At 32.6% G+C, this 18,071-nt stretch carries 15 protein-coding genes; all 15 read left to right on the top strand.

Going from position 1 to position 18,071, the window contains the following annotated elements:
• The first annotated feature begins 10 nt into the window (after positions 1-10).
• The 15 genes from pepT to IMX26_RS06480 all read left to right on the top strand — a co-directional run bounded on the left by pepT (position 11) and on the right by IMX26_RS06480 (position 18,070).
• Positions 11-1,246, top strand: coding sequence for a peptidase T (gene pepT / locus IMX26_RS06550; protein ID WP_195160874.1), 1,236 nt, complete (start codon positions 11-13; stop codon positions 1,244-1,246).
• Positions 1,247-1,404: 158 nt separating this feature from the next.
• A complete protein-coding gene (locus IMX26_RS06545) occupies positions 1,405-2,043 on the top strand; it encodes an alpha/beta hydrolase (protein WP_195160873.1) in 639 nt (212 codons plus the stop codon).
• Between the two features lie 45 nt (positions 2,044-2,088).
• On the top strand, positions 2,089-2,289 hold the full coding sequence (locus tag IMX26_RS06540) for a hypothetical protein (RefSeq protein WP_195160872.1): 201 nt from the start codon (positions 2,089-2,091) through the stop codon (positions 2,287-2,289).
• A 556-nt stretch (positions 2,290-2,845) separates the two neighbouring features.
• On the top strand, positions 2,846-4,051 hold the full coding sequence (locus tag IMX26_RS06535) for an MFS transporter (RefSeq protein ID WP_195160871.1): 1,206 nt from the start codon (positions 2,846-2,848) through the stop codon (positions 4,049-4,051).
• Positions 4,052-4,145: 94 nt separating this feature from the next.
• Positions 4,146-4,520, top strand: coding sequence for a DUF2500 domain-containing protein (locus IMX26_RS06530; RefSeq protein WP_347707899.1), 375 nt, complete (start codon positions 4,146-4,148; stop codon positions 4,518-4,520).
• A gap of 305 nt (positions 4,521-4,825) precedes the next feature.
• Complete coding sequence (locus IMX26_RS06525; RefSeq protein WP_195160870.1) at positions 4,826-5,947, top strand: efflux RND transporter periplasmic adaptor subunit; 1,122 nt, start codon at positions 4,826-4,828, stop codon at positions 5,945-5,947.
• Position 5,948: 1 nt separating this feature from the next.
• Positions 5,949-8,957, top strand: a complete 3,009-nt coding sequence (locus IMX26_RS06520; protein WP_195160869.1) for an efflux RND transporter permease subunit — start codon at positions 5,949-5,951, stop codon at positions 8,955-8,957.
• Between the two features lie 371 nt (positions 8,958-9,328).
• Positions 9,329-9,673 (top strand): metalloregulator ArsR/SmtB family transcription factor, encoded by a 345-nt coding sequence (locus IMX26_RS06515; protein ID WP_195160868.1) that lies wholly within the window; start codon positions 9,329-9,331, stop codon positions 9,671-9,673.
• A gap of 13 nt (positions 9,674-9,686) precedes the next feature.
• Positions 9,687-10,025 (top strand): hypothetical protein, encoded by a 339-nt coding sequence (locus IMX26_RS06510; RefSeq protein ID WP_195160867.1) that lies wholly within the window; start codon positions 9,687-9,689, stop codon positions 10,023-10,025.
• An 18-nt stretch (positions 10,026-10,043) separates the two neighbouring features.
• A complete protein-coding gene (locus IMX26_RS06505; protein WP_195160866.1) occupies positions 10,044-12,101 on the top strand; it encodes a heavy metal translocating P-type ATPase in 2,058 nt (685 codons plus the stop codon).
• A 124-nt stretch (positions 12,102-12,225) separates the two neighbouring features.
• The gene (locus IMX26_RS06500) at positions 12,226-12,384 is read left to right on the top strand and encodes a DUF1540 domain-containing protein (RefSeq protein WP_195160865.1); all 159 of its coding nucleotides are present in this window, start codon (positions 12,226-12,228) and stop codon (positions 12,382-12,384) included.
• A 184-nt stretch (positions 12,385-12,568) separates the two neighbouring features.
• Positions 12,569-13,618: a tRNA 2-selenouridine(34) synthase MnmH gene (gene mnmH, locus IMX26_RS06495; protein ID WP_195160864.1), complete on the top strand. Its 1,050-nt coding sequence runs from the start codon at positions 12,569-12,571 to the stop codon at positions 13,616-13,618.
• Between the two features lie 188 nt (positions 13,619-13,806).
• Positions 13,807-15,414, top strand: coding sequence for an amidohydrolase (locus IMX26_RS06490; RefSeq protein ID WP_195160863.1), 1,608 nt, complete (start codon positions 13,807-13,809; stop codon positions 15,412-15,414).
• A gap of 375 nt (positions 15,415-15,789) precedes the next feature.
• Positions 15,790-16,254 carry a MarR family transcriptional regulator gene (locus tag IMX26_RS06485; protein ID WP_195160862.1) on the top strand — a complete coding sequence of 155 codons (465 nt, stop codon included), beginning with the start codon at positions 15,790-15,792 and terminating at the stop codon, positions 16,252-16,254.
• Between the two features lie 58 nt (positions 16,255-16,312).
• Complete coding sequence (locus tag IMX26_RS06480; protein WP_195160861.1) at positions 16,313-18,070, top strand: ABC transporter ATP-binding protein; 1,758 nt, start codon at positions 16,313-16,315, stop codon at positions 18,068-18,070.
• Position 18,071 lies beyond the last annotated feature (1 nt).

Here is an 18,071-nt window from a genome sequence, read left to right as displayed (position 1 = left end):
GAGATATAAAATGAAACAAATCTATAAAAATATGATAGATCGTTTTTTAAAGTATGTAAAAGTAGATACAGCCTCCGATGCAGAATCAATAACATCACCAAGTACCAAGAGACAGTTGGCATTTGGTAAAGATGTTGTTAAAGAAATGGTAGAAATGGGTTTGTTAGATGCGCATATTGATGAAAACGGTGTAATTATGGCTACAATTCCTGCCAATACTACAAATAATATTCCTGTTATTGGTTTTGTAGCTCATCTTGATGTTGTTAATTCAGTTCCATCAGCTAATGTTAAGCCTCAAATATTTAATAATTATCAGGGTGGAGATTTAGTTCTTAATAAAGAGCAAAATATAATTTTATCTGCAACAGAATACCCAGTGTTAAATGATTATGTGGGACAAGATATAATCACCTCTGATGGAACAACACTTTTAGGTGCAGATAATAAAGCTGGCATGGTAGAGATTTTAGCTATGGCTGAATATTTATTAAACAATAACAATGTTAAACACGGTACCATAAAAATTGCCTTTACCCCAGATGAAGAGATAGGTAGAGGAACAGTTAATTTTGATGTTAAAAAGTTTGGTGCAGATTATGGTTATACAGTTGATGGTGGTAAAATTGGTGGTGTAGATTATGAAAACTTTAATGCGGCTACAGCTAAAATAAAAATTAATGGCATAAATATTCATCCAGGCTCTGCTAAAAATAAAATGAAAAGTGCACTTTTAATAGCTATGGAGCTAAATGCAATGTTGCCTGTTAACCAACGCCCAGCATTTACTGAGAGATATGAAGGATTTTATCATTTAACCAATCTAAAGGGTAATGTTGATTCTGCTGAAATGACCTATATTGTTAGGGATCATGACCGAACTAAGTTTGAAAATAAAAAACAACTAATGCAACAGGTTGCTAAATTTTTAAACGATGTGTATGGCGAAGGCACAGTAGATTTAAATCTGATGGATTCTTATAGAAATATGAGCGAAAAAATAGTAACAAATATGCATTTAATAGATAATGCTTGTGAGGCTTTAAAAAGAAATGATATTGAGCCAATTATTGAACCCATTAGAGGTGGATCAGATGGTGCCAGATTATCGTTTATGGGTCTACCTTGCCCTAACCTGTTTACAGGTGGTCATAATTTCCATGGTAAAAAAGAGTTTATTCCTATTCAATCTATGGAAAAAGCTGTTGATGTTTTAATTGATATTGTTAAAATTTACTCTAAATAAATACCATTGTAAGTAGTAACAAAACTAATAGGACTGTAATTAGCTTTAAAGCTAGTTATAGTCTTTTTTTATTTACATTAATTTATTATAACAAAACATTAAATTGTTTGATTATAATAGTATTATTATGTATAATGTTTTAAAAAGAGGTGAGAGAAGTGAGCGAAGTATTATTTTTAAGTGGTTATGCTTGTAAACCTTTAATTTGGAGCAAGATAAAGCATAGCCTAAATCATATTATAGAACCTGATTTTTTAGAATGGCCTAAAGAACAGCTAGCTAATTTTACAGATATTAATGACTATGTTAACTGGGTTAATGATATAGTAAAAAGTCATAACTATCATACTGTGGTTGGGCATAGTATGGGAGGTTTAGTTGCCTTAAAATTGGCTGAAATAAATCTAAACATTAAGCAAGTTATTTTTATTGAGTCATTTATTAAGAGTCCCCAAGATTTTTTTCAGAATTTGCTAATGGAACATACTAATAAAAAACTAAAAGCTAAGATTATTACTATGCTTAAAAAAGAACAAGGTTTATATTCACCTATTCTTGGCTCAAAACTAAAACAACTAAACGTAACCGAACAAGTATTACAGCTAAGGTGTAGTTTACACGCAGTTTACGGTGATAGAGGACTTAATGATTACCATGCTGTGGAAAAAGAATTGAATTGGTCAGCTCCACTTAAAGATAAAATAGCATTATGGATAATCAATAATAGTTGTCATTTTCCTATGTTAGAAAACCCAACTGATTTAGCAATGTTGCTAAATAGAATAATAAAATATTAAATATTAACATTTATTAACAAAGGTAAAATATTATGTGATATATTAATGCTTGGAAAAACAGCTCAAATTAGTGATGTAATGGCTAAAAGGCTGTTATATATTCTTAAACACTTAATATTTGAGCGAATATATGATTTAAAGGTTATTAAAAATGATACCAAAAACTTAAAACCACCTTATTTACTTCTTGCAAATCATGTTAACATCTTAAGACAATTATTAAAAATGTATGAGTTGCGTTTATAAAGTAAAGTATACTAATTTAGGTTATTTTAAGGCAGTAAACAATAAAACACACTTTCAAAACACTAGAGTTAATAAAAAGTCGATAGGTAAAAGTAAAATAAGAAATGCAAATTTTTGAGTACAGATATTTCAGAAGAGAACTAAAATATAATGATGTTAGTTTATTTGAATGGATAATTTTGCGGTATAATATAATTAAATAAAATTAGTATAAATATTACTAATTGTATTGACATGATATAAACCATGCTATATAATTCATAAAAATATATTGAGAGTGTATCTAGGGTTCCGACTTTTATGTGACAGGTCCGAGCGATACAATGTGTTATATTAAACACAACACTTTTAGGATAAAAGCCTGAAGGACGAGTCTCACATTTTGAGACTCTCTTCAGGCTTTTTTGTAGTTGTAAGTACCAAATGGGATCATGTTACTATCTGCACAGTTTTTATACATAAATCTATCAATGAATTTAAAACAACTAGGGGCATAAAAAACTGTAAAACATCAGCTTTAAACACTGCTTAAAGAATTGTTAAGGGAGGATATGTTATGTCGGTATACAAGAACATAAAGAGATTTTATCTTTATAAAATGTTATCAGGGGCTATAATTATTGGACCAATAATTATGTTGTATTTGCTAAATGTAAAGGGGTTAGATTTTAAACAGGTTATGCTATTAAGCTCTATAGCAGCAATAGCTACTGTAATTTTTGAGGTTCCTACTGGAGCAGTTGCAGACTATTGGAGTAGAAAAGCTAGTCTTATATTGGGCTCATCTTTTATAGCTATAAGCCTAGCATTTTATGTTACTGCCCGGGGTTTTTGGGGCTGTTTAATTGCAGAAGTATTGTTTGCTTTAGGTTTTGCTTTTAACTCTGGTGCAGATACAGCCTTGTTATACGATAGTTTACTAGAGCTTAAGCAAGAAAATGAATTTCAACGCATTGCAGGGTTAGCCCAGTCCCGACTTTTTTGGGTACAGGCATTAGGCTCTATTGCTGCTGGATTTTTGTATGAGTATAATGAACATTTGCCTATGATTTTTTCAGCAGTATTTGTTTGTGCCTCTATCCTAATTATAATGTTGTTTAAAGAACCAGAAGTAAAAAAACATGAAAACAGTGAGAAAAAGTCGTACTTTAAACAGGTAGCTGATAGCGCTTATTTTACTTTTACTCATAAAAAAGTAAAGGCTTTATTAGTATATGTAACAGTATTTTTTGTTTTTTATAGAATGGGATTTTTTTTATTTCAACCTTACATGACTACTGTAAATATTCCTGTAAGATATATTGGGATAATGTTCTTTTTATTTAATGTTGTTGCAGCATTAACCTCACGTAATTGTCATAAAATAATGGCTTATACTAAAAAGAGGACTTTATCTTTTTTATCTGCTTTATTGATTGTATCTTTTTTACTTTTAGGAGTAACAAAAATATGGATTGGTTCGTTTGCAATCCTTCTTCAACAAGTTGCTAGAGGATTATATTCACCCATAACTCGTAAGTACTTTAATAAACATATTGAAAGCAATATGCGAGCTACAGTTTTATCATTTATTAGTTTGGTGACTAGGTTAGCTGGTAGTTTAATGTTTCCGCTGTTAGGAATATTAAAGGATAATACATCAATTTTTAATACCCATTTAGTGTTGGCTAGCGTTATGTTATTATTAACAATCTTGTCATTAATATATATTAAAGATAAATTGGGTAAAAGAGTAAAGGACATAAAAACATTAGCTACTTAAAAACTTTTATTACAGTAATAATTTTGAAGTTTGAGCCTGTATTATTAAGGGTATATAATTATTGTTGTGGAGTTTTTAGAGGGAGAATATCTTAATGAATAATTTTATGTTTGGCGGCGGCTTTGAGATAATATTCTTTTTAATATTTGGCATTGTGATATGTACTTTTATTGTATCAATGTTTAGGGGAATAGCTTTATGGTCATCTAATAATTCTAAACCGAAAGAAACAAAGTCAGTTAACGTAGTGAGTAAAAGAACCCATAATTGGAGTTCCCATAGTGGAACAGGAACCCATCACCATAGTCGTAGTAGAACATCTTATTACGTTACCTTTGAGTTTGAAAATGGAGACAGAATAGAGCTACATGTAAGTGGTGAAAAATATGGTGAAATGGTTGAGGGTGATATTGGTATGCTTACATATCAAGGAACCAGATTTCACGACTTTGAAAGAAGTAGATGGTAAAATAAAAATAAAACAGGTCACTGCTTGCAGTGGTCTGTTTTTTTTGTAATACCTTAATTTTCAACAGATAAACAATCTCCTTTGGGTAATTTCTTTGTGTATTTTGATAACCTATTTTGTTTATTAAAGGCATTCCGTCTATTAAAAATAACCCCTAATTATTTAGACATTCTGCAGCTTTAATTAAATGAAATTATACTGAAACTGTTAATAAAAAACGAATAAATAATCTAAAATACTCAAACAATAAAATATTGAAAAAATCTGGAATTAAGGCAATCTTAAGAAAAGTTGGGTGGATTTTTATGGCTAAATTAAAAAGGCTTATTTTTTTAGCATGTTGTTTTTTATTAATATTCTCATTAACTAGTTGTACCTTTTCTAATGCTCCAAAACAAATAGTAGAGGACTATGTTCCTGTAGAAACAATAATTGTCAACACTAAAACTATTACAAACAACATTACACTTGGGGGTTTAATTGAACCAAATAAAACTATACCAATTATTGCTAATATGGTAGGTAAGGTGGGTAAAGTATATGTAAGTGAGGGTGACTATGTTAAAAAAAATCAAAAACTCTTTAGTTTAGATAGTAGCTTAATAGAACAACAGCTAAATGATGCTGAACAAGCTTTAAATAAAACCTATTCAAACTATAAATCTGTTTCAAATCAAGTAGCTTTAGCCAAACAAAATTTAGATAGTGCCACTCAATTATATAAAAAGAAAAGAATATCTAGTGAAGAATATCAACAAGTAATGTACTTTGCCTCTAGTCAACCGGTTGAAATTGCTTATCAGGCTATGGAGCAAGCTAAAACTAATTTTGAGATAGCTAAAAAGGCTTATGAATCCACAACTGTGAGAGCTTTAGAGAGCGGATTAGTATCTTTTGTTAATGTTCACAGTACTGGAATGGTTCCTAATAAACAACCCTCTATTGTAATCCTAGATATGAAAAGTCCTATAATAAACTTGGAGGTTTCTGAAAGCTATATAAATAGCATAAAAGAAAACACAATAGTTGAAGTTTGGATACCAGCTGCTGACTATAGTACAACTGGAGAAGTAATTAGTGTAAGCTCTTTAAAGAACTTCAACAGTATGTTATACCCTATTAAAGTTAAATTAACTAACACACCTCATAAAGTGAAGTCTAGTATGTATGCTGAGGTTGTAATAGATACAGATTGCCATAAAGAGGTTATTGCAATTCCCTCGCAGTGTATTTTTGTAGAGGACTATAAAAGCTTTGTTTACATAATAAAAAATAGTATTGCCTATAAAAGAGAGGTAAAAAAAGCAACAGAAAACAATGATTTAACTATTATTAGTGAGGGACTAGATAATGGTGATGAATTAGTTGTTAAAGGTCAGTTTTATTTATCTCATGGTAGAAAAGTAAAAGTGGTTGTGGAGGAATAGTATGTTTTTATCACGCTTTGCAGTTAAAAGACCTATAACCATTGTTATGATAACCTTTGCAGTTATTTTGCTGGGTTTTGTTTCTTTAGCTAAATTACCTATTGACCTATTACCTAATATTGAGTTCCCTATTATAGCCGTCTCTGTTAACTACCCTGAAACTGGTCCTCGAGAAATGGAGAATCTTATCACAATCCCTTTGGAGGGGGCTATTGGTACAATAAGCAATGTAAAAAAGGTTCGTTCAATTTCGTCTGAAGGCAGAGTGGTAGTTATTGCTGAGTTTAAATTTGGAACCAATATGGATACTACTAGCTTAGAGCTAAGAGAAAAAATTGAATTAATAAAGGGGTTACTGCCAACTGAGGCTAGTAATCCTATGTATTTAAAGCTAGATCCAAATACCCTTCCTATTATTCAAATATCTGTTACAGGGGCGTCGGACTTATATCAACTGCAGAGTTTTTCTAATGATGTTATTAAGTCTAGCTTGGAAAGGATTAATGGTGTTGCGTCTGTATCAATATCTGGGGGATATAAAAAACAAGTTGAGGTAATAGCAAACGAACTCAAGCTAAAAAAATATGGCTTAAGTATGAGTACAATATCTCAAATAATTGCCACTAACAATTTAAGTCTGCCTGGAGGATCTGTTAAAAAAGGAAACCAAGATTTGGCAATTAGAGTAGAGGGTACATTTAAAAGTATAGAAGATATTAAAAGTCTTAGCATTACTTTAATGAATGGTAGCACTATACCACTAAGTGAAGTAGCAGATGTACTTTTAGTAAATGATTATAGTGGCAGTTTAAACCGCTTAAATGGTCATCGTTGCATTAATATATCTGTTCAAAAACAAGCTGGTACAAATACTGTTTCTGTTGCCAAAGAGGTTATTGCTCAAATAAAAGAGCTTAAAGAAAGCTACAGTCAATATGAAATTGTTCCTATCATAAATCAAGCAGAGTATATTCAAAAATCTATAAGTCAGCTTGTAGAAAATTCTATATTAGGTTCAATTTTGGCTGCCCTTGTATTGTTATTGTTTTTTAAAAATATTAAAACAACTTTAATAATAACTGTAGCAATACCTATATCTATAATAGGCACCTTTGTTTTATTGTATTTTAATGGCATTACCCTTAACCTCATGACTTTGGGTGGGTTAGCTTTAGCAATTGGTATGCTGGTTGATAATGCTATAGTTGTTTTAGAGAATATTTTTAGAATGAGTGAACAGGGTGAAGATAAAAAAAACGCAGCCATAAAAGGGGCAGGAGAAGTTGCTATGGCTGTAACCGCTTCAACCCTAACCTCGGTAGCTGTATTTTTACCAATAGTGTTTATTGGGGGTATTACCTCCGAAATATTTAGAGAGTTAGCTTTAACAGTAACACTTTCACTACTAGCATCACTGGGAATTTCACTTACGTTAATTCCCATGTTGGCATCTAAATTTATGAAAATCAAACAGTCCTATAAAGATAAAACATTTAAAGCAAAGCCTTTAAACAGGATTTATTTGCGAGTAGTTAAAGGCTACAAAAAAATTCTTAAATTAGCATTAAAATACCCCCGCAGAACAATTGTAATTGGAGTACTAGTTTTTGTTAGTTGTATTAGTAGTCTTTATTTTGTGGGTGCTGAATATTTCCCTCAAATGGATCAAGGGAACTTTACCATAAATGCAGAATTTCCACCAGGACAAAACATAACAAACATAGAGAATACCATAGTTGATATTGAAGAAAAGGTAAAATCTTTAGCTGAAGTAGATACTACATATACATCTGTTAACAGGTCAAGTGCCATTATTACAGTTATAACTAAAAAGCAAAAAGCTATCACAACATCCGAGGTTGCTGATATTACCCGAAACATCTTAAAGGATGTTACAGATGTAAAAATAAATATTAGTGTAGCATCTATGGCAACAAAAAATATAATGGGTAATCCTGTAAATATTGTAATTAAAGGAAAGGAACTCAATGTACTCGAAGATATCAGCAACGATATAGTTAATATAGTATCCAAAGTAGAGGGTACAAGAATGGTTAAATCTAATATGCAGCGTGGTATACCTGAGGTTTCGATAATAATAAACCAAAAAATTGCCAGTAAATATGGTTTAACAACTGCTCAAATAGGGGGTTATGTTAGATCCTTAATAAGTGGTAGTACAATAAGTCGTTATACTGATGATGCTAATGAAATTAATATTATAATTAAAGGTGAACAAAAAAATCGAAATAGCATAAAAAAGCTGGGAGAGATTATGATTCCTACACCTGTAGGAATAGTTATACAGCTAAGCCACATAGCTAACATCACCGAGGTGCCTGGTCCAGAGTCTATAATAAGAGAAAACCAAGCAAGAGTAGCAGAGGTATCCTCGCAAATCTATAAACGAGATTTAAACTCGGTAACCAATGCAATAAAAGCAGAGCTTGATAAATACTCTTTACCTAGTGGTTATTCTTACGAGTTTGGGGGAGAGTTTAGTGAAATGACCAAATCGTTAAAAGATCTTTCGAGGGCTTTGTTATTATCTGTAGTATTAGTGTATATGGTTTTAGCCTCCCAGTTTGAGTCATTGCTTTACCCATTTATCATTATGTTTGCGGTTCCTTTGTCTTTGTCTGGAGGAGCTTTTGGCTTGTTTATTACAGGTAAAGCACTTAGCGTACCAGCCTTAATAGGAGCTACAATATTAGCTGGAGTAGTAGTTAACGATGCCATAGTGTTAGTTGACTACATAAACACGCGTCGGGCAAGTGGAGAAAACAGATATAACGCCATTATTAACGCCGGATCAATAAGACTAAGGCCTATCTTAATAACAACCTTAACCACTGTTTTAGGGCTCATACCGCTAGCCTTAGGCATAGGAGAAGGTGCAGAAGCCCTAGCCCCTATGGCCATAACAGTTATCTTTGGACTCAGCCTTGCAACCTTGCTAACTTTAGTTTTTATACCAATAGTTTATGTAATATTAGATAATCTGCGTTGATAAAAGCTCCACAGATTGAGGTGGTGGTTTTTTTAGTTAAAACTCACGGTGGGGGTATTTAATAAGTTAAATACGGAGTGGGCTTGAGCTATCGCTCTTGACGGGGTGCGCAATAAAATGCTTACGGTAATCATAAAACGCTAATTAGCGTTTTTTTATTTTTATAGTATTATTCCACGAAGTCTAAACCATATTTCTTTAGAAATATCCACCCCGCTTGCCAAAGGCAAGCCCAAGCCGTATGCTACAGGCATGCCAACTCCATCGCAATGTTAGTCAACAAATTTTTGTAGAATTGTATTGACAAAACATAAGATAAGAATATAATAATATATGAACACGTATTCATATATTGATATGTAGGTGATTAAATGACAAATGAGTTTATAAATAGTAATGAAGAGTGTAGTAATAATGTAGACGATATTAAGCCGTTAGTACAAGAGCTTAATGGATTAGGAGACTTGTTTAAAGCGCTAGCTGATGAAACCCGTAGTAAATTAATGTATGCATTATCTTTAAGAGAGTTATGTGTGTTTCATCTTAGTGAGTTACTAGAAACATCACAATCTAATGTGTCACATCATTTACGATATTTACGGGCTGCAAGATTGGTTAAGTACCGTAAAGTTGGTAAACAGGTATTTTACTCACTTGATGACGATCATGTAGAGGGATTAATAAAGCTTGGTATTGAGCATTTAAAACATATATAAAGAGGTGCTAAATATGAGTAGCAAAAACTTGGGAGAGAAACATATAAGCAATAATGAGTCAAAAGCGGAGTTTGAAGATAATCATAAACATGTACACAAACATGGATTAACTGAGTGTAATTGTGGGCATCACCATGGTGAAAGCAAAGCAACTATTACCGAAGAAAACCATGACTGTGGTAATGAACATCAGCATGATAATCACCACCACCACCATCATCATGATGAGAGTTGTAGTTGTGCTGGTCATAATAGTAGTCATATAAGCGTTGACAGTAGTGATACAGGTGGAAGTATACCCTTAGATCTTAAAGATAAAGCACAGTCTTTTGTGGTAAGTGGTGTGGATTGACCAGAGTGCGCCAAAGGTGTGCAGAGGGCAGTTGCTCTTTTAAATGGTGTATCTTATGCTTCTTATAATTTCAGTACATCAATACTAAAGGTTGTTCATGATATAGATAAAGAAGATGTAATAAAAACTGTACAAAAAATGGGTTATAAAGTTGCTTTTAGAAAATCTAGTAGAGAACGTTTAAAATTTAAACCCTGGTATCAAGAGCCAAAATCAATTATTACTGGAATTGCAACATTGTTTTGGCTAGCAGGTATTATTGTAAGTTTGGTAAATGGTGCTACAAATGTTAAGGATGCACTACTATATATAGGGCTGTTCTTTGGTGCTATTTATCCTACTAAGTCTGCCTTTATGGCTCTTAAAAATAAAATGGCTCTGGACATGAATGTACTAATGGTAATAGCTGTTTTGGGTGCTTTATATTTAGGTGAAATATTTGAGGCAACAACTGTAACGGTTTTATTTACAATAGGTAAAATGTTAGAGACTTATTCTATGGATAAAACCAGGCAATCAATTAGATCCTTAATGAATTTAGCTCCCCCAGTGGCACTGGTTAAACGAAATGGTGAAGAAGTAGAGTTAGCTGTAGAAGAGATTGTTTTGAACGATATTGTTATTATCAAGCCGGGTACTAGAATTGCTATAGATGGTGAGGTTATTAATGGTTACTCTAGCGTTAATCAGGCACCTATTACGGGTGAATCTATGCCTGTCTCAAAGAATATTGGCGATATTGTATATGCAGGTACAATTAATGAAGAGGGTTATTTAGAAATTAAGGTTACAAGGTGTGTTGGTAATACAACCCTAGATCAAATTATAGACCTAGTAGAAGAAGCCCAATCAAAAAGAGCTCCTTCTCAACAATTTGTAGATATATTTGCTAAATATTATACCCCAGCTGTAATTGTAATAGCTTTAGCAATAGTCACTATTCCAAGCCTGTTTTTTAATGCGGACTTTACTAAAATGTTGTATAGTGGCATATCTTTATTGGTAGTATCTTGCCCCTGTGCTTTAGTAATTTCAACACCAGTATCAATAGTTTCGGCAATTGGAAATGCAGCTAAGAATGGTGTGTTAATTAAGGGTGGTGCTTGTTTAGAGTTAGCTGGTAAAATTAATGCTGTAGCTTTAGATAAAACAGGAACACTAACTAAAGGCGAACCTAAAGTAACTAAAATTATTTCGGTAGCAGATTTAACTAAAAACGAGGTACTACAATTAGCGGCCACAGTTGAAGAGGCCTCACAACATCCATTAGCCAAGGCTATAGTGATGTATGCTAACAGTAATAATATAGAATATTTACCTCGCAAAAACTTTGAGTCACTAACAGGTAATGGTGTAAAAGCAATAATAAAAGCTAAAGAATGTATAGTGTGTAAACCAAACTATGCTCAAGATGAGTTAAAGTTTGACTTAAATCTTTTTAATACTGAAATAGAGCAGCTTCAGCAAGGTGGAAACACAACTATGATAGTAATTTATGATAATAAAGTTGTAGGTTTAATTGCTGTGGCAGATATGTTACGTGATGAAAGCATAGCTACAATTGCTAAGCTTAAAAAAACAGGTATTAAAAATGTTATTATGCTTACTGGCGATAACAAAAAAACAGCAAAAGCAATTGCCGCAAAATTAAAGCTTAGCGATTACAGAGCTAATCTTTTACCAAATGAAAAAGTTAATGCTGTAACAGAGCTGATAAATAAATATGAAAATGTAGCAATGGTTGGCGATGGTGTTAACGATGCCCCAGCTTTAGCTACTGCTAGCGTTGGTATTGCCATGGGTGGAGCAGGAACAGATACTGCACTCGAAACAGCAGATATTGTGTTAATGGCGGATGATTTAAAAATGTTGCCATATACCATGATGTTAAGTAAAAAAACACTAGGCATAATTAAACAAAATATTTACTTTGCATTAATTGTAAAAATAATTGCCATATTTTTAGTATTTCCTGGTTGGTTGACTTTATGGATAGCTGTAATGGCCGATACTGGAGCGGCTTTAGTAGTTATTCTAAATGCTATGAGATTGTTAAGAGTAAAAAAAATTAAATAAATTGTCATTAGTAATTAATGCTGCTATTTTAAGTGGCATTTTTCTTTTTTAAATTTTATATGGAATATATTACAGTATTAAAAGTCTTGTTTTTATCACACTCTATAATGGGGGTGATTAGCAAATGCATAAAAGTACACAAGGTCCTGTAGTACGCTGCATAGTTAACACATGTAAGCATTATAAAACTGGTGATTATTGTAACGCATCACATATTAACATTGAGCCACGTAATGCTAGCACAAATCAAATGACAGACTGTGCTACATTTGAGCGTAAGTAAGCAAGTACATTATCGCTAACTAAGTCAACCAATTTTGGCAATAATATCAATTTATTATTATTACTAAAATAAAGTTGCAACCCAGTTTTACTTTAGTAATAAAGAACTAAACTAAAACTGGGTTTTTATTTTAAATCATTTTGCGTTAAAATAGGCTTTAATGGGTAGTTAAAGGAGATATATAATGTATAAATCAATGCATATAACAATTGAAGAGGTCTTAAAGATAGATAATAAATTATTTATTGATGTACGCTCACCAAGTGAATACGCGCAATTTCATATACCTAATTCAGTAAATATACCAATTTTAAATGACCAAGAACGACATGAAATAGGGCTTGTTCATAAAAATAAAGGCCCTGTTATTGCAAGAAGAGCCGGACTTGCTTATGTAACTCCCAAGTTAATGAACATAGTTAATCAATTAATTGAATTAAGTGAACGTCATACACTAATTTTATACTGTGCACGTGGAGGTATGAGAAGTCAAAGTTTAAGTAGTGTTTTGCAATTAGTTAAAGTTCCACATAAGCTATTAATGGGTGGTTATAAAGCATACAGAAAAAAGGTTTCGGATTATTTAACTCTATTTCCTACAAATGAAATAGTTGTTTTACATGGTTTAACAGGTGTTGGTAAAACTCTTATTTTAAATGAGTTGAAGAAAAATGCCCCTGTTATAGACATAGAGGCTTTAGCTAATCATCGTGGAAGTGCATTTGGCAGTGTTGGTTTGGGAAATCAGCCAACTCAAAAGATGTTTGATAGTAGATTATTCGATGAGTTGCTTAGGCTGCAAAATGAGCCATATATTATTGTAGAATGTGAGAGTAGAAGAACTGGTAAAATAAATTTACCTAATAAATTTTTTACCAAAATGAAAGAGGGTACCCATATTCATGCCTACACTACAGTTGAAAAACGAATTGAGAGAATAATTGATGAATATGGCCCAAGCATAATTAAAGTAGATGAATTAGCCAAATCTATAAGTAAGTTAAATAGAAATTTAGGCAATGAAAAAGTTAATTATTTATTAAATTGTTTAAATAATAATCAAATAGCTGAACTAGTAAGAATACTACTAGTTGATTATTATGATCCTTTGTATGGTTATAGTAATAGCTCAGATAATCGATATAAATTTAATGTAAGTGCCGACAATATAATAAAAGCAGCAGCAAGTATTAAACTGTGGTGTGAAGAACAGTTTAAAGTTGAGAGTATTTAATATTACTTTTAGTTGTAATCTCTAATTGTTAAATCAAGTAAAAAACTGTACAATGCATATATACTAACTATTTATCAATAGAAACTGCTGGTGTAAGTAAAGTGAATATTTCAGTTGCGTATTTAAATAAACCTTTTGCATGGCTCATAGCTAAAGCATACAAAAGAGTACAAAATGGAGGGGTTAAAATGCAAAAACTCTTTATTAATGGTAATGTGTATACCGTGGATAAAAACAAACCGCGTGCAGAGGCCTTTGTTGTTGAAAATAATAGATTTTTAGCTGTTGGCAGTACTGAGGAAATATTAAAATATAAAACTAAATCAACTGAAGTAATCGACTTACAGGGTGTTACAGTTTTACCTGGCTTAAACGATAGTCATATTCATTTAATGGGTGTTGGCAGATCACTTGAGCAAGTGAATTTAGCTAGTACAACCTCACGTGAAGAGTTAGTAAAAAAGTGTATAGAGTTTATAAATAATAATCAAGATTTAGATTGGATTTTAGGTAGAGGTTGGAATCAGGCCTATTTTGCTGACCGTAAAATGCCTAGTAGACATGATTTAGATAAAGTTTGTAGTTATAAACCTGTATATTTACGTAGAGCTTGTGGACATATCTCTGTGGCAAATACCTGCGCTTTAGAAATGGCTGGTTTAATGAAAGGTAAAATTCAGCAGCCTAATGGAGGTCATATCGATTTAGATGAAAACGGTGTTCCTACAGGGATTTTAAGAGAAAATGCCTGTGGAATAGTGGCTCATTTAATTCCTAAAGCTGGTAAAGAAGATTACAAGAGGTGTATTATTAAAGGTGCTAATTTAGCCGCTAGTTTAGGATTAACTTCAGTCCAGAGCAATGATTTAAGCTCTATTCATGCCATGGATACAATATTGCAGGCTTATCAAGAGGTTCAAGCCGAGGGTAGTTTACCTATTAGAGTTAATCATCAGGTGTTATTGGGTAAACCAGCAGAAATAGACTCATATATGGAAATTAAAAAGAACTATAATTTTCCTGAACATACTGTCACATACGGACCTTTAAAACTAATGACAGATGGTTCTTTAGGCGGCAGAACAGCTTTAATGCATGCCCCATATAGTGATGATTATACAACTAGTGGTATGTCTACCATGAGCCAAGAAGAAATAAACGAAACGTTTAAACGCGCCCATAGTTATGGTTTACAACTAGCAGCGCATGCCATAGGAGATTTAGCTATTCAAAAACTACTTAATGCTTATAAAATAATACTAACAGAAAGCCCAGTAGAAGATGCGCGTCCACGTATCATTCATGCTCAAATTACAAACCCACATATTTTAGAACAAATGAAGCAGCTTGCAGTTGTTTGTGATATACAACCAATCTTTGTTCCTACAGATATGCACTTTGTAGAACAACGATTAGGAAAAGCTAGAGCAAGTCAAACATACCCATGGAAAACTATGCGAGAGATGGGTATAGTGACAGCCGGTGGCTCAGACTCACCAGTAGAACCCTGTAATCCTATTTTAGGAATAGCTGCCGCCGTAACCAGACAAGATATAAATAACATGCCCGAAAACGGCTGGAGACCAGAAGAAAAACTAACACCACTGGAAGCAATAGAACTATTCACCAAAGGTTCAGCTTATGCTGAAAAAGCAGAAAAACATAAAGGTGAGATTAAAAAAGGCCTGCTAGCAGATTTTATAACATTAAATAAAGATATAGTAACAATAAATTCACAAGATATTAAGAATACTAAGGTTACAGCGACCTATGTAGGTGGAAAACAAGTTTACTAAAAAAAAGAGATTTGCTTAACAGCAAATCTTTTTTTTTGGTGAGGACTCGTTCTTTGAACATCGTGGGGTGGGAATATGACATGTCATATTCGGGATGGGTTTGAGCTTTTGCTCTGCACGGTTTGGGCTCACCTTTGGTTCGCGGGTTATATGCTCACTTTAATACTACTCACGTAAGCTAAGCGATGTCTGTCTACCATTTGCAAAGCAAATCCACCCCACGAGCTTTAGTGAGTCCACCCCGTATTCCTAGAGGATACCCACCACGCAAGTTCCAAAGGAACAAGCCCACCCCTGTGCGAAGCATACTCTATTGACATAGTTTTCCACTAACAGTAAAATAGTAGACGACTAAGTTATTTAAGGAGTGATGGTATGGGGTTTAATTTAAATGAGGCACCTACAAGTTTAGATGAGCTGTTTGTTTACGTTGTTCATTTATACCGATATAGATCTACAACATTGTTAAGAGAGCTAGGTTTACATCATGGTCAGCCTCGTATTTTAGCTTTATTGTGGGATAATGATGGTTTAAAGCAAAAAGAAATAGCCGAAGCACTACATTTTCAGCCAGCTACCATTACTCGCATGATTCAGCGAATGGAAAAGGCAGGTTTTGTTTTTCGTAAACAAGATACAGCTGATTTAAGGGTTACACGAATTTATTTAACCGACTGTGGTAGAGATGTTAAAGAGGAAATTGAAGTGCGTGTAAAGCAGTTAGAAAATGAAACATTTGCAGACTTTAGTGATGTTGAAATTGCTTTAATAAAAAGGTTTTTTAAACAAATGTATAATAACTTAGTTGATTTTTATGAAGAGGACTGTAATAACTGTTAAAGACTGTAGAGATAAATACAACATAAAAAGATATAAATAATATGGAGAGGTTAATAATATGAAAACAATTAAAAGGGTGCTAATGTATTTTCGCCCTTACTTAGGCATGTTTATATTATCAGTTATATCTTTAACATTATTAACTTTATTGGGTTTAATGAGACCAAAACTAACCCAAATATTCATAGATAAAGTTGTGTATGGTAAAGATGCTAGCTTAATTCCTAAAATTGCAACTGCCCTAATTTTTATTGCAGTGTTTAGGGGAATTTTTAGATATGTTCAAGGGGTTTTGTCCGAAAAGGTAGCTATGAATTCTATAGCAGACATTAGAAAAGACCTTTTTAATCATCTAATGGGGTTACCCTACGAGTATTATGATAAAGCCAGAACTGGAGAGCTCATGTCCCGAATAAGCGGTGATGTAAGATCTGTAAAACACCTTTTAGGTGAAGGTTTATTAGAATTTTATGATGCTATATTAACATTTGTAGTTGTTTTTTTTCTATTACTGAGATTAAACTGGCAACTTACATTAGTTTCTTTGGCATCTATGCCCTTTTTATTTTTAACAACCACTAGTTTTGCCTCCAAAATAAGACCTGCGTATACTAAAATAAGAGAACAAATGGCAGATATGTCTACTACAATTCAAGAGAATGTAACAGGAGTAAGAGTAGTTAAAGCCTTTAATAATCAGGAAATAGAAAAAACGAAATTTGATAAAGATAATAAAGGAAACTTTATAAAAAGACTATTTGCAGTAAATATAAGAGCAAAATACATACCTATTATCCATTTTTTTGGTGGTTTAAGTACAGTTGTAATAATTTGGTATGGTGGTTATCAGGTTATTATAGACAATCTAACTCCAGGCGAGTTAGTGCAATGTTATTCATACATATTTTCATTAATTTGGCCTATAAGAAGGTTAGCTTTATTAATAAACTTTTTCGAAAGAGCAGATGCAGCTGCGCAACGTGTTTTTGAAATTTTAGATGTAAGCCCAAACATTATAAATAGTCATAATGCTCACAATTTAAAAGCTGTTAAAGAGAGTATTTCTTTTAACAATGTTAGCTTTAGTTATGATGAAAACTATGTATTAAGTAACATAAACATTCACGTTAATGCTGGCCAAACTATTGGTATCTTAGGTGAAACTGGTAGCGGAAAGTCCTCTTTAGTTAGCTTAATTTGCCGATTTTATGATGTAAATGAGGGTTCAATTACTATTGATGGCATTAATGTAAAAGAATTAAATATCAACAGCTTACGTCAGCAAATAGGCATTGTAAATCAAGATATATTTTTGTTTTCGGCTTCAATTAAAGAAAATATTGCTTTTGGCAACTGTAATGCAAGTGATGAAGACATTGTAGAGGCAGCAAAAATTGCTCAAGCGCATGACTTTATAATGGCAATGGAAAATGGCTATGATACCTTAGTAGGAGAGCGTGGAATAGGTTTATCGGGTGGACAAAAACAACGCATTGCAATAGCCCGTTCTTTGGTTCGTAAGCCAAATATTTTAATACTTGATGACGCTACATCAAGTGTAGATATGGAAACAGAGTTTGCCATTCAACGTGATATAGCTAAGGTATTACATAACAAAACAACATTTATAATAGCCCACAGAATATCATCTATTAAAGATGCAGATATGATTTATGTGTTTAAACAGGGTGAAATTATTGAGCAAGGTACTCATAATGATTTACTTACTGAAAATGGTTATTACAACTCAATTTTTAGAGACCAGTTTAAAGAGCGAGAAATATTAGCCAACTTTATAAAAGAGGGGGCAGAGTAAG

This window comes from Clostridium sp. 'deep sea' (genome assembly GCF_014931565.1).
Lineage (GTDB): Bacteria > Bacillota > UBA994 > PWPR01 > PWPR01.
Note: the sequence above shows the minus strand (reverse complement) of the source record. Positions and strands in the feature narration are given on the sequence as shown.

Excerpts from the sequence above, each read along its gene's own strand:
- IMX26_RS06530 (WP_347707899.1), top strand. The coding sequence starts at position 4,146 with ATGAATAATTTTATGTTTGGCGGCGGCTTTGAGATAATATTCTTTTTA.
- IMX26_RS06515 (WP_195160868.1), top strand. The coding sequence starts at position 9,329 with ATGACAAATGAGTTTATAAATAGTAATGAAGAGTGTAGTAATAATGTA.
- IMX26_RS06535 (WP_195160871.1), top strand. The coding sequence starts at position 2,846 with ATGTCGGTATACAAGAACATAAAGAGATTTTATCTTTATAAAATGTTA.
- mnmH (WP_195160864.1), top strand. The coding sequence starts at position 12,569 with ATGTATAAATCAATGCATATAACAATTGAAGAGGTCTTAAAGATAGAT.
- IMX26_RS06485 (WP_195160862.1), top strand. The coding sequence starts at position 15,790 with ATGGGGTTTAATTTAAATGAGGCACCTACAAGTTTAGATGAGCTGTTT.
- IMX26_RS06490 (WP_195160863.1), top strand. The coding sequence starts at position 13,807 with ATGCAAAAACTCTTTATTAATGGTAATGTGTATACCGTGGATAAAAAC.
- IMX26_RS06480 (WP_195160861.1), top strand. The coding sequence starts at position 16,313 with ATGAAAACAATTAAAAGGGTGCTAATGTATTTTCGCCCTTACTTAGGC.
- pepT (WP_195160874.1), top strand. The coding sequence starts at position 11 with ATGAAACAAATCTATAAAAATATGATAGATCGTTTTTTAAAGTATGTA.
- IMX26_RS06540 (WP_195160872.1), top strand. The coding sequence starts at position 2,089 with ATGCTTGGAAAAACAGCTCAAATTAGTGATGTAATGGCTAAAAGGCTG.
- IMX26_RS06510 (WP_195160867.1), top strand. The coding sequence starts at position 9,687 with ATGAGTAGCAAAAACTTGGGAGAGAAACATATAAGCAATAATGAGTCA.
- IMX26_RS06500 (WP_195160865.1), top strand. The coding sequence starts at position 12,226 with ATGCATAAAAGTACACAAGGTCCTGTAGTACGCTGCATAGTTAACACA.
- IMX26_RS06525 (WP_195160870.1), top strand. The coding sequence starts at position 4,826 with ATGGCTAAATTAAAAAGGCTTATTTTTTTAGCATGTTGTTTTTTATTA.
- IMX26_RS06520 (WP_195160869.1), top strand. The coding sequence starts at position 5,949 with ATGTTTTTATCACGCTTTGCAGTTAAAAGACCTATAACCATTGTTATG.